The organism is Vibrio aquaticus, assembly GCF_003970385.1.
GTDB lineage: Bacteria > Pseudomonadota > Gammaproteobacteria > Enterobacterales > Vibrionaceae > Vibrio > Vibrio aquaticus.
This window is the reverse complement of the sequence record NZ_RXZH01000002.1, coordinates 27,996-39,425: the sequence shown is the minus strand read 5'-3', so window position 1 is coordinate 39,425 and position 11,430 is coordinate 27,996. Positions and strand designations below refer to the sequence as shown.

Genomic DNA, 11,430 nt, shown 5'->3' with positions numbered 1-11,430 from the left:
GTTAGTTACCTCTCTGAGCTTTTTGCTCTGCTAACTTCATCACCCAAGGGCGATGGCTCTCTTTACTGATGATTTCGTTTCGGAAACGCACCATAGTCACAGCGCCAAAGAAAAAAGCAAAACCGAATATATTTAGCAGTAACGGCCATAGCATATCGTTTGAAATCGATGGCTGTTCAAATTTGGTGATTGTGGCGCCTTGGTGAAGCGTGTTCCACCATTCGACCGAGAAGTGAATAATTGGCAGGTTAACCACACCAACAATCGCAAGAATGCCCGCTGCTTTAGAAGCGGTTTTTTGGTCATCAAATGCGTGGTAAAGCGCAATCACACCAAGGTAAAGGAAAAGAAGGATAAGCTCAGAAGTTAAACGTGCATCCCATACCCACCATGTGCCCCACATTGGTTTACCCCAAATCGCACCGGTAAGGAGCGCAATAAACGTATAAACCGCGCCAATTGGCGCCATTGCAGCAGCCGCCATATCAGACAATCGAAGCTGCCACACAATACCGATAAAGGCCGCAATGGCCATCGACATGTAGACACCCATCGACCAAATCGCAGACGGTACGTGAATGTATATGATTCTAAAGCTGTCGCCTTGCTGATAATCAGAAGGTGCGAAAGCTAAACCCCATACGGTGCCGATAGATAAACATAGCAGCGCCAGTACAGAGAACCATGGCAAGAGCTTACCAGACAGCTGGTAAGCAGATTCAGGCTTGGCGTAGGGATGGAGCCATTTCCACATCGTAGTTCTCACTCTTACTTCAGGTTTGTCTACTGTATCGTTAGACAATTATTAGTTTTGTAATTTATATAAAGGGAAAATTTCGTGCTTGATCAAACTCAATTAATTCACACTTACTCGTAGTGCTGCACTGATTGCAATAGGTGTCAGGGTCATTGCCCCCATAAACATTGCACCTAAAATCGCCAGTTGACCGTTATACGCCATACCCAGCGAGGCCGCATCAATTGCCGATGTCGCAAAAATCAAAATTGGAATATAAAGAGGCAGAACGAGCAAGCTCAGTAACACGCCTCCTTTTTGCAAACCAACAGTTAATGCAACACCGATTGCACCAATAAAACTTAAAGTGGGCGTACCGACTAAGAGAGTCAGTACCACCGCCGTCCAAGTATTAAAATCAAGTGACAGTAGAATAGACAGCAGCGGGCTAATCAAAATCAGCGGTAGCCCTGTCAACAACCAATGTGCAATCACTTTAGAGATAACCACTATCGGTAGTGGGACAGGCATCAGCATCATTTGTTCCAAAGCGCCGTCTTGAAAATCATCTCTGAAAAGACGTTCTAGCGAAAGTAACGCAGATAGCAGCGCGGCTACCCAGACAATCCCCGCTGCGATACGAGCAAGCAGGTTAGGCTCTGGGCCGATGCTCAACGGAAACAAAGTAATGACAATAATAAAAAACCACAGTGGGTTAAATATGTCGGCTTGACGACGAAATGCGATCAGCAACTCGCGTCTAATAATGCTATTCATTGTGCCAAGCATGATTACTCACCTAACTTAATTTTTCTTAATTTTGGGTTGTCAGCAAACATATCTTGGTGTGTAGTCAGCATGACAATGCCGCCACTCTCTGCATGCTTTAAAAACAGCGATTCGAGAACTTTCACCCCTTGCTTATCAATCGCGGTGAGGGGCTCATCCAGAATCCAGAGTTTGTGATCGCTCAGCCATAAGCGAGCTAACGCCACACGGCGCTGTTGACCTGCTGAAAGTTGACCTACAGGAACATCCTCACGTCCCGCCAAGCCCACTTTGGTCAGAGCCTCAAAAATCGTTGATTTATCAAACGTCTGGCGCGAGTGGATACTCAGGTAGAAGCGAAGGTTTTCATAAGCCGTAAGCTCACGTTTCACCCCGGTTTGGTGGCCTAAGAACAATAAGTCTTGATGAAATTGATCTCGGCTAGTTTCGATATTTTCGCCACACCAACTGATCTCTCCGGCATCGCGATCGCCCAATCCCGTTACAATACGTAATAAGGTTGTCTTACCTGTTCCATTGCGACCTTCGATCTGGACTAATTCGCCAGAGTCGATAGTAAAAGAGAGGGATTCAAAGAGAATTCTTTCATCTCGGATGGCTGTCAGTTGCGATACTTCTAACATTTGCAGATCACTAGGTAGATTTCGAGCCTGTATCTTACCACAGCCATTCTGTCTCAACACAGGATTAGACCTATACGAATCACGAAACTACGTAAGATTCTGTTAATATTCAAACACAAACCTTTCAAACTACCCCTAAGTGATTACATTCAGGCATAAAAAAAGTGCCCTTAGGCACTTTTTAGTCAATTCATCTTCTCATCGTTCGTTTTCGAGCGGCGGCTTTTTGTCTATCTGGCGAACTCTCCAAAGGGGGCACCTTTTCTTGGCCCGCAATTTTCTTTTGTAGAGACATCATCAGCTCAGCTTCTGCTTTAGGCAGTTCACACTCTTCAATCAACTCGTTAATATCCGCACCCAGTTGAACCATCTTACTCGCTCTGGAATAAAGACGGCCATCACTGTCTACTTGCTCTAACTCGGTGATTCGTTCATTGAGGTGCTTAATCACATCTTGTTGCTCGCTGACTTTTTGACCAAGCCCAACCACAACGGAACGTACTTCTAGAAGTTGTTTATTGGCTTTTTGTAGTTCTTTTTCTAAATAGCGCGTTTTTTGGCGCTGCTGTTCAGAAGAACGTGTTTGCCCTTGCTTTATACGCAATAACGCAAAAACAAATATCAATACGACAAACGATATGGCTCCAGCAATCACCGGAGCACTTAACATCGAACTACTCAAATCCATTATAGGTGAGCCATCTCATCCCATTCTTCGTCTGTTAGCAGCTTATTCAAATCAACCAGGATAAGAAGCTTGCCATCACGGTTGCTCACACCTTGGATGAATTTCGCGCTTTCATCAGTACCAACACTTGGAGTGGTATCGATTTCAGATGAACGTAGGTAAACCACCTCAGCAACACTATCAACAAGAATACCGATCACTTGGTGCTCAGACTCAATCACGATAATACGAGTATTGTCTGTGATTTCACCTTCCATTAGACCAAAACGTGAACGTGTATCGATAACCGTCACTACGTTTCCGCGCAGGTTAATAATACCTAACACGTAATCCGGCGCACCCGGAACTGGTGCAATCTCTGTGTAACGCAGCACTTCACGAACTTGCATTACGTTGATGCCGTAAGTTTCTTCTTCTAACTGGAACGTCACCCACTGAAGCACTTCGTCATTCGACTGCTCTTTTCTAACTTCTACTTCATTAGTTTGAGACATACCTTATCCTCTCTAAGCCTAAATCGGCATAAATGTTTTATTTATCTAATGCTTTTACATCAAGTCCTGCATTAAGCATAGCTACCAATGCCTCAACATGAATTAAAGCACACATTTTTTCTGTGACCATCCCGGCTAACCAAGGGCGTTTTCCCGCAGTTTCACGCCATCGAACCATAGATGGGTTTAGTGTTTCTGTCCCCATTAACTGGGTGGAAGCCAATCCCCACATTGTTTCGCCTAACATAACAATGTATTGATAAGCTTCTTTGTATTCTTCATCGGTAAGCTTTTCAGCCATCACCCACTTTGCCGTATCGACCACATCCAATTGCGCTTCTCGGCTAGTTTGAAGGCCTAAATACCAATCAGGTCGACCTATTAGGTGATTCATTTCGTCAATGCGATGAATCCCGCCTAACTCGTCGAGTGGCACAGCAAAAGTGACACCGTTGACATCAAAGTACAGTACTTGAAAATCAGAATGACGCTCTGTGGATTGCCACTCACCTAACCCTCCTGCACCTTGAGACGTTTTCAGCTGATGTTCAACTTCAAGTTCTTCAGCGATAGCTTCAACAACGTCAGGCTCAGCGACTTCGACTGGTGTTTCTAGATCCAGTTCGGTAATTTCAACCGGCTCTACCTTAAGCTCATCAACCGCTGTTTCAAAGTCAGCGACGGCCTCTAGTTCGGCTACCGGCTCTTCGATTGGCCATTCTTGAATCTCTTCCTCTACGGTCGGTTGAACCACCTCTGCGAGGGCGATATCCACCGTATTTTGTTCCATCACTTGCTCAAGTTCGAGCTCCGCGACGGGGTTAGTGGATTCAAGCTGTTTCAATAACCGTTCAACGTCTTCGAGATTCGGCACTTCCACGTCATCATTTGGTCGGTGGAAATAACTTTTCTCTTCAACAGATTGCAGCATCGGCTCTAAGGGCGTGCTCTCTGCTTCAATTTCTTGTTCAGTTTCCCATTCTGGCTCTGGCTCTGGCTCTGGCTCTGGCTCTGGCTCTGGCTCTGGCTCTGGCAAGACGGTAGCCTCAACCACATGCTCTGCAAGCTGTTCTTCCTCGGCCTCATCTGATTCTTCAAGCAGGGCTGAAAAGTAATCATCAAGAGCCTGTTCACTTGAAAGCAACGATTGACTACTCATTTATCGATAACCTCTCCAAATAGAGCAGAAGCTGCTTATACGCAAACACTCCTCGACTACCAGAAGCAAAGTGAGAAACGGGTAAGTGTTTAAGACTCGCGTCTCTAAACTTAGTATCAATCGGTACAGCAGAAGACCACACCTGATCTGGGTAGTCTTTCTTAAGTTGCTGTAATGTTTGCAATGAAGCCTTAGTACGCTTGTCGTACATGGTTGGCACGATCGTGACACTGAATGCTTTATTGCGCGACTTTTGCATAATCGCTAATGTTCGGATCATTCGTTCTAAGCCTTTCATTGCTAAGAACTCTGTCTGAACAGGAATCAGAATACGGTCGCTTGCGGCCAAAGCATTGACCATCATGACACCCAAAATTGGCGGGCAGTCGATCAACACATAGTCATAACGATCACGTATAGCCAGTAACGCTCTTTTTAAGATCAGCCCCATGCCACTGCGATTTCCCATCACTCGATCGAGTGTGGCCAGTGACATATGTGCCGGGATAAGATCAATACCTTCGATGTCCGATCTCATCACCAGCGGCATCACCGTTTGTTCGGTGTATTCCTTAAGCTGAAATAAGTCGAACAGACTAGACGGTACGCTATCAGAGTCGTAACCGAGGTAAGTCGTCAAAGAAGCATGTGGGTCCGTATCGACCAATAGCACACGCTTGCCTTGCTTACTTAACAAACCAGCAAGCGTTATGGTTGTCGTTGTCTTACCGACCCCCCCTTTTTGGTTTGCTATGCTCCAAACAATCATGGTGACCTCTAAGCTAGCCCAACTTCGACTAGCATTCGCTCAGCGATTCTATCCAGCGGTAAGTCTTCAGTAGAGATTCCCGCTTTCGCAACCGCTTGTGGCATGCCATAAACCACACAGCTTTCTTCGTCTTGAGCCCACACAGTTGCGCCAACGCCTTTCAGCATGCGAGAGCCTTCACGACCGTCTGCACCCATTCCGGTCAAAACCATCGAGAGTACTTGGTCAGAGTAAATTTTTGCTGCGCTACCAAAAGTGACATCAACACATGGTTTGTAGTTCATACGCTCGCCACCATCGATGATACGTAACTTGGTAGAACCTGGTCGACCATCTAACATCATCTGCTTACCGCCTGGAGCCAAGTAGGCGACACCCGGTTTAAGCACATCACCGTCTTCTGCTTCTTTTACCTGAATCTTACACAGTGAGTTCAAGCGACTCGCAAACGCGGCAGTAAACGTCGCTGGCATGTGTTGAATCAATACAATTGGATGTGGATAGTTAGCAGGAAGCTTGGTTAAGATTTTCTGCAGAGCAACAGGACCACCCGTTGACGTGCCAATCGCCGTTAGCTGATATTTTTTCCCGCTTGCTTTAAAACGGGTCGCCACTGATGGCTTAGCAACTGATGTCGCAGGTCGAATTGGCGTGCGCGCTGCAGGCTGTGACGCCGTTGGTGTCGTTGCAGCTGGTTTCATTGGCGCTGTACGTCGCATTGAAGCACGTTTAGACGCAATTTGAATCACACGTTGCTGTAAAAGGCTGACAGCTTCATCACGGTTTCGTGCAATGTCTTCAAATTTCTTAGGTAAGAAATCTAATGCTCCCGCCTCTAACGCATCTAATGTTGCTTTTGCACCATCATGAGTTAGTGAAGAGAACATCAAAATTGGCACTGGGCTCTTCGACATGATCTCACGAACTGCAGTGATGCCGTCCATGACTGGCATCTCGATATCCATAGTGATCACATCTGGTTTGAGCGATAGAGCTTTGTCTACCGCTTCTTTCCCGTTGGTCGCAACGTCAATAACTTCTAGTCGAGCTTCCGAGTTGATAATTTCGCTCACGCGACGACGGAAAAAACTCGAATCATCAACGACTAATACTTTAATTGCCATATAGGTCCTTTTATATTCAGCGAATTAAATTCGCGAAGCAGCTGCATACTGCTTAAGCAAATCAGGTACGTCTAAGATAAGAGCAATATGACCATCACTTGTGATTGTCGCGCCCGCCATACCAGGCGTGCCTTGCAATAGGTTATCTAGTGGTTTGATAACCACTTCTTCCTGACCAATTAAGGTATCAACAACAAAACCAACACGCTGGCTACCAATCTGTACGATAACGACGTGACCATGGCCTTTGCGCAGCTCCACTTGGCCTGCTTGTGGTGCTAACCAATTTTGTAAGTAGAACAGAGGAATAGACTTGTCACGAACAATGATGGTTAGTTGACCATCAACCACGTTGGTACGACTTAAATCTAAATGGAAGATTTCGTTTACGCTCGCAAGTGGTAGCGCAAATGGGTGGCCTGCAACACCAACCATTAGTGTTGGTAGGATTGCCAGAGTCAGCGGAACTTTGATGGTGATCTTAGTCCCTTTACCCATTTCTGAGTCGATATCAATTGAACCGTTGAGTGTGTTGATCGCTGTTTTCACAACGTCCATACCTACACCACGACCAGAGATATCTGAAATCTGCTCTTTACTTGAGAAGCCCGGCATAAAGATAAGGTTGAAACACTCTTTATCTGTTAGACGAGAAGCCGCGTCTTCATCCATGATGCCACGTTTGACGGCGATACCACGCAGTTTATCTGGGTCCATACCGCCGCCATCATCAACGATAGCAAGTTCAATATGGTCACCTTCTTGAGAGGCCGATAAGATAACTTTACCGGTACGAGATTTACCAGAAGCCACACGTGCATCAGGCATTTCAATACCGTGGTCCACCGAGTTACGCACCAAGTGAATCAGCGGATCGGCAAGCGCTTCAACAAGGTTTTTATCTAGGTCGGTATCTTCTCCACGCATCTCAAGCGTGATGTCTTTGTTCAGGCTACGAGCTAAGTCACGTACAACGCGTGGGAAACGGCCAAATACTTTTTTGATTGGCTGCATGCGCGTTTTCATTACCGCACCTTGTAGGTCTGCGGTAACAACATCGAGGTTTGCAACAGCTTTTGACATTTCTTCGTCGGCGCTGTTTAAACCTAGACTTAGTAGTCGGTTTCGAACCAATACAAGCTCACCAACCATATTCATGATGGTATCGAGTGTCGACGTATCAACACGAACTGTCGCTTCAGCTTGAGTCTTCTTCGCCGGCGCTGCGACTTCTTTTTTCGCAGCTGGTTCCGCTTTTGCTGCTGGTTTAGAAGCAGGAGCGGCAGGAGCTGGCGCTGGTTTTGGCGCAGCAGGGGCAGGAGCCGCCGGAGCAGGATTCTCAGCTACCGGTTTTGTCGCCGCATCGAGTTCTTCGACACTTGGGCCTTTACCTGAACCGTGCAGATCATCAAGAAGCTTTTCAAACTCCTCATCGGACATTAAGTCACTATCACCTGCAACGGCTGGAATTTCAGGGGCGGCCGCGACAGGCTCTGGAGTAGGAGCTACACCACTCTCGCCTGGTGCAATACCAACACCGTGAAGTTCATCTAGAAGCTTTTCAAACTCATCATCGGTAATATCGCTGTTCGGGTCAATGTCTGCTGCAGGTGCCGCTTTAGGTGCTTCAGGAGCACTTGCTGCTAACTGGCCAGGCGCACTGCCTGAACCATGGAGCTCATCCAATAACTTTTCAAATTCGTCTTGAGTAATTTCATCAATAGAGCCAGATGAAAGGTTAGCAGGCTCAGAGGGCGCTTCAACCACAGGTTCAGAAGCGACTGGCTGCTCAATAACGGGAGTTGGCTCTGGCGCAGACGGTGCTTCATCTGCTGATTCAGGCTTACTCAAGCGGTGAAGTTCATCAAGAAGGGACTGCTCAGCTTTCGGCAATTCTTCACGATCTTGAACCGCTTGAAACTGCTCATTGACTGTATCCAACGCTTGCAGCATCGTATCCATCAAGCTTGCATTAACCTGTCGCTGGCCATTTCGAAGAATATCGAACACGTTCTCCGCACCATGACACGTATCAACCAGTTCCGTGAGAGATAAGAAACCTGCACCACCTTTAACGGTGTGGAAACCACGGAAAATGGCGTTTAGTAGATCTTTATCGTCAGGGTTATTTTCCAGTTCGACTAACTGCTCAGAGAGTAACTCTAAGATCTCTCCTGCTTCGACCAAAAAGTCCTGAAGAATATCTTCGTCTAAATCGTAGCTCATATTTACCTCTAAAACCCAAGACTCGAGAGTAGATCATCCACTTCGTCTTGTGATGAAACGGCATCATCCCTTTCCTGAGCGTTAAGGATTGGACCTTCTGGATCCGTTGATGCTTTCTTCTTGTTATTGTTGCTTTCTTCCAACTGGCCTACAGCAGCACCATCAGAACTAAAGGCGGTAAGGATCTCGACTAAACGACCTTCTACCTCTTCCACCAAAGTGATCACTCGGCGAATAATCTGCCCCGTCAAATCTTGGAAGTCCTGAGCCATTAAGATCTCAGTTAATTGACCTCTTAGTTCTGTGCTATCGCCTTCAACTTCACTTAAGAGGTTGTCGATGCGATAACAAAGCGCTTTAAATTCCGCCAGTTCGATGCGGCCATGCATGAGTTCATTCCATTGTGGGCGTACTTGAAGCAGCCCCTCATGAAGGTTGTCAGCAATGGGCATGCAACGATCAACCGCATCCATCGTTTTGTTTGCAGCAACTTCAGTCTTATCAATGACGTATTGGAGGCGATCCCTAGCATCTGGGATTTCGTCATTGGCTATCTGACTCATACGGTCATCTATGCTGAAATTTTTGATCGATTCGTGTAAATCACGAGTCAACTCTCCAATTTCTTGAAGCATAGGGTTCGAGATATTGTGGTAGATGTCTTTAACAAGATTATCCGCTTCTTGTTGTTGACCTTCTTCCAACAGCTCGACAAGTTGCTTTGCCTGTTCTAATGAAATCATTCTGAATATTGGCCTTTCCAGCCTCTAGTCAAACCTTTGACTATAAGCGTTCGAAAATTTTATCTAGTTTTTCTTTTAGTGTTGCTGCTGTGAATGGTTTAACAATGTAACCATTTACACCTGCTTGAGCCGCTTCGATGATCTGCTCACGCTTGGCTTCTGCAGTAATCATCAAGACAGGTAGGTGCTTTAACTCAGCATCCGCACGAATGTGTTTGAGCAAGTCGATACCCTGCATACCTGGCATGTTCCAGTCTGTCACGACAAAGTCGAACTCGCCTTTTTTAAGCATAGGTAACGCCGTTAAGCCATCATCCGCTTCTTGGGTATTATTGAAACCTAAATCACGAAGTAGGTTCTTAACGATACGGCGCATTGTTGAGAAATCGTCAACAATAAGGATCTTCATGTTTTTATTCAAAATTGCCTCCACTGAATTTGAGATCAGTGATTTTTACTCATTATTTGTCCAAGCACTTAACTTTGTGCGTAGACGCTGCATAGATTGGCTTAGTATTTGGCTAACGCGTGACTCGCTAACACCAATAACTTCACCGATTTCTTTTAAGTTTAACTCTTCATCATAATAAAGCGAAAGTACTAGAGCTTCACGCTCTGGAAGAGATTTTATTGAATCAACCAATGCTTTACGAAAATATTCATCAGCAACACCTTTAAAAGGTAGGTTATCATCTTCGCTATCCTCGGGAGAGATCGAATCTTCCGACACTCCCAAGTCTTCTATTCCCACTAAACGAGAACAGTTGATGTCCGTTAAAATTGTGTGGTACTGCTCTAAGCTGATACCCATCCGCTGTGCAACTTCTGCATCAGTCGGGTCACGATTCAATTCGCCTTCAAGTACCGAAATAGCCTGAGACACTTCTCGATTGTGCTTATGTACCGAGCGCGGCACCCAATCACCTCGACGTATGTCATCAAGCATTGCGCCTCGAATACGGATCCCTGCATAAGTTTCGAAGCTCGCCCCTTTGGTTCCGTCATAGTTTTTCTGAGCTTCGAGCAGGCCAATCATTCCCGCCTGAATAAGATCTTCTACCTGCACACTTGGAGGTAATCTCCCTAGCAGATGATGAGCAATACGCTTCACCAGCACCGAGTATTTTTCTAGAAATGCTCGTTGGCTGTTTTGATTTGCGTACTGGTCATAGGTCAAGGCCTTATTCACCAAATGGTTCCTCTAGCATCTCTGGTCTATTAAGTAAGCGTTCGACAAAAAACTCAAGATGTCCACTCGGAGTTTTCGGAATTGGCCAAGTAAGTGCCTTACTTGCCAGTGATCCGATCGCTAATGCCGCTGGAGCTCTAGGGAATGCATCCACAACAATCTTTTGTCTTTTAACCGCTTGTCTAACTTTATCATCCAAAGGAATACATGCTACGAGCTCTAGGCTCACATTCAAGAATCGCTCTGTGACCAAGGTCAACTTTGCAAACAATTCTCGGCCTTCACGGTAGCTTCTGACCATATTTGCAACAATTTTAAATCGTTGAACTTGATGTTCTTTACTCAACAACTTTATTAAAGCATAAGCATCTGTGATGGAGGTAGGCTCGTCACATACAACGATAACCACATCCTGCGCAGCTCTTGAGAAGCTTACCACCATATCCGATATACCGGCTGCCGTATCTATTAATAATACGTCCATTTCGTCTTCTAAGCTACCAAAAGCTCGAATTAAGCCGATATGTTGTGCGTGAGTAAGCTCCGTCATTGCCTGAGTGCCTGATGTTGCAGGGATTATTCGTATCCCATGCGGCCCCTCAACAATCGCATCTTTTAGGTCACATTCACCGGCAAGTACATGGCCTAAGTTGCGCTTAGGTCGAATACCCAACATAACATCGACATTGGCAAGGCCTAAGTCGGCATCAAGTACCATGACTTTTTTACCTTGACGAGCCATAGAAATAGCCATGCCTAACGTCACATTTGATTTACCAACACCACCCTTACCGCCAGTTACTGAGATAACTTTTGTAAGTGAAGGCTGTGTTAAACGGCGTAAGCCGCTTGCTTGGTCTTGTATCATATTCTTTGTCATAATCGTCCGC

13 protein-coding genes are annotated in these 11,430 nt (G+C 45.8%); all 13 read right to left on the bottom strand.

Annotated elements, in window-relative coordinates:
• Window position 1: 1 nt before the first annotated feature.
• Complete coding sequence (locus EJ063_RS06150; protein WP_126573156.1) at window positions 2-754, bottom strand: heme ABC transporter permease; 753 nt, start codon at window positions 752-754, stop codon at window positions 2-4.
• Between the two features lie 102 nt (window positions 755-856).
• Window positions 857-1,525 carry a heme exporter protein CcmB gene (gene ccmB, locus EJ063_RS06145; protein ID WP_126573155.1) on the bottom strand — a complete coding sequence of 223 codons (669 nt, stop codon included), beginning with the start codon at window positions 1,523-1,525 and terminating at the stop codon, window positions 857-859.
• A 2-nt stretch (window positions 1,526-1,527) separates the two neighbouring features.
• The gene (ccmA, locus tag EJ063_RS06140) at window positions 1,528-2,148 is read right to left on the bottom strand and encodes a cytochrome c biogenesis heme-transporting ATPase CcmA (RefSeq protein ID WP_126573154.1); all 621 of its coding nucleotides are present in this window, start codon (window positions 2,146-2,148) and stop codon (window positions 1,528-1,530) included.
• Between the two features lie 190 nt (window positions 2,149-2,338).
• Entirely contained in the window at window positions 2,339-2,836 is a 498-nt protein-coding gene (locus tag EJ063_RS06135; protein WP_208640356.1) for a DUF2802 domain-containing protein, read from the bottom strand.
• On the bottom strand, window positions 2,836-3,330 hold the full coding sequence (locus tag EJ063_RS06130; protein WP_004413313.1) for a chemotaxis protein CheW: 495 nt from the start codon (window positions 3,328-3,330) through the stop codon (window positions 2,836-2,838). The genes EJ063_RS06135 and EJ063_RS06130 overlap by 1 nt, the downstream gene beginning before the upstream one ends.
• Window positions 3,331-3,367: 37 nt before the next feature.
• Window positions 3,368-4,489 carry a chemotaxis protein CheW gene (locus tag EJ063_RS06125; RefSeq protein WP_126573153.1) on the bottom strand — a complete coding sequence of 374 codons (1,122 nt, stop codon included), beginning with the start codon at window positions 4,487-4,489 and terminating at the stop codon, window positions 3,368-3,370.
• Complete coding sequence (locus EJ063_RS06120) at window positions 4,482-5,258, bottom strand: ParA family protein (RefSeq protein WP_126573152.1); 777 nt, start codon at window positions 5,256-5,258, stop codon at window positions 4,482-4,484. The genes EJ063_RS06125 and EJ063_RS06120 overlap by 8 nt, the downstream gene beginning before the upstream one ends.
• Window positions 5,259-5,266: 8 nt before the next feature.
• Window positions 5,267-6,382 carry a protein-glutamate methylesterase/protein-glutamine glutaminase gene (locus EJ063_RS06115; protein WP_126573151.1) on the bottom strand — a complete coding sequence of 372 codons (1,116 nt, stop codon included), beginning with the start codon at window positions 6,380-6,382 and terminating at the stop codon, window positions 5,267-5,269.
• Window positions 6,383-6,406: 24 nt separating this feature from the next.
• The gene (locus EJ063_RS06110) at window positions 6,407-8,608 is read right to left on the bottom strand and encodes a chemotaxis protein CheA (RefSeq protein ID WP_126573150.1); all 2,202 of its coding nucleotides are present in this window, start codon (window positions 8,606-8,608) and stop codon (window positions 6,407-6,409) included.
• An 8-nt stretch (window positions 8,609-8,616) separates the two neighbouring features.
• On the bottom strand, window positions 8,617-9,351 hold the full coding sequence (locus EJ063_RS06105; protein ID WP_126573149.1) for a protein phosphatase CheZ: 735 nt from the start codon (window positions 9,349-9,351) through the stop codon (window positions 8,617-8,619).
• Between the two features lie 40 nt (window positions 9,352-9,391).
• Complete coding sequence (cheY, locus tag EJ063_RS06100; RefSeq protein ID WP_008218307.1) at window positions 9,392-9,760, bottom strand: chemotaxis response regulator CheY; 369 nt, start codon at window positions 9,758-9,760, stop codon at window positions 9,392-9,394.
• 45 nt (window positions 9,761-9,805) lie between these two features.
• Entirely contained in the window at window positions 9,806-10,540 is a 735-nt protein-coding gene (locus EJ063_RS06095) for an RNA polymerase sigma factor FliA (RefSeq protein WP_126573148.1), read from the bottom strand.
• Entirely contained in the window at window positions 10,533-11,420 is an 888-nt protein-coding gene (locus EJ063_RS06090; protein WP_126573147.1) for a MinD/ParA family protein, read from the bottom strand. The genes EJ063_RS06095 and EJ063_RS06090 overlap by 8 nt, the downstream gene beginning before the upstream one ends.
• Between the last annotated feature and the right edge of the window lie 10 nt (window positions 11,421-11,430).

Bases quoted from the DNA above. Each gene is read 5' to 3' on its own strand.
- EJ063_RS06150 (WP_126573156.1), bottom strand. From the start codon at position 754: ATGTGGAAATGGCTCCATCCCTACGCCAAGCCTGAATCTGCTTACCAG.
- ccmA (WP_126573154.1), bottom strand. From the start codon at position 2,148: ATGTTAGAAGTATCGCAACTGACAGCCATCCGAGATGAAAGAATTCTC.
- EJ063_RS06090 (WP_126573147.1), bottom strand. From the start codon at position 11,420: ATGACAAAGAATATGATACAAGACCAAGCAAGCGGCTTACGCCGTTTA.
- EJ063_RS06110 (WP_126573150.1), bottom strand. From the start codon at position 8,608: ATGAGCTACGATTTAGACGAAGATATTCTTCAGGACTTTTTGGTCGAA.
- EJ063_RS06115 (WP_126573151.1), bottom strand. From the start codon at position 6,382: ATGGCAATTAAAGTATTAGTCGTTGATGATTCGAGTTTTTTCCGTCGT.
- EJ063_RS06135 (WP_208640356.1), bottom strand. From the start codon at position 2,836: ATGGATTTGAGTAGTTCGATGTTAAGTGCTCCGGTGATTGCTGGAGCC.
- ccmB (WP_126573155.1), bottom strand. From the start codon at position 1,525: ATGCTTGGCACAATGAATAGCATTATTAGACGCGAGTTGCTGATCGCA.
- EJ063_RS06105 (WP_126573149.1), bottom strand. From the start codon at position 9,351: ATGATTTCATTAGAACAGGCAAAGCAACTTGTCGAGCTGTTGGAAGAA.
- EJ063_RS06130 (WP_004413313.1), bottom strand. From the start codon at position 3,330: ATGTCTCAAACTAATGAAGTAGAAGTTAGAAAAGAGCAGTCGAATGAC.
- EJ063_RS06120 (WP_126573152.1), bottom strand. From the start codon at position 5,258: ATGATTGTTTGGAGCATAGCAAACCAAAAAGGGGGGGTCGGTAAGACA.
- EJ063_RS06125 (WP_126573153.1), bottom strand. From the start codon at position 4,489: ATGAGTAGTCAATCGTTGCTTTCAAGTGAACAGGCTCTTGATGATTAC.
- cheY (WP_008218307.1), bottom strand. From the start codon at position 9,760: ATGAAGATCCTTATTGTTGACGATTTCTCAACAATGCGCCGTATCGTT.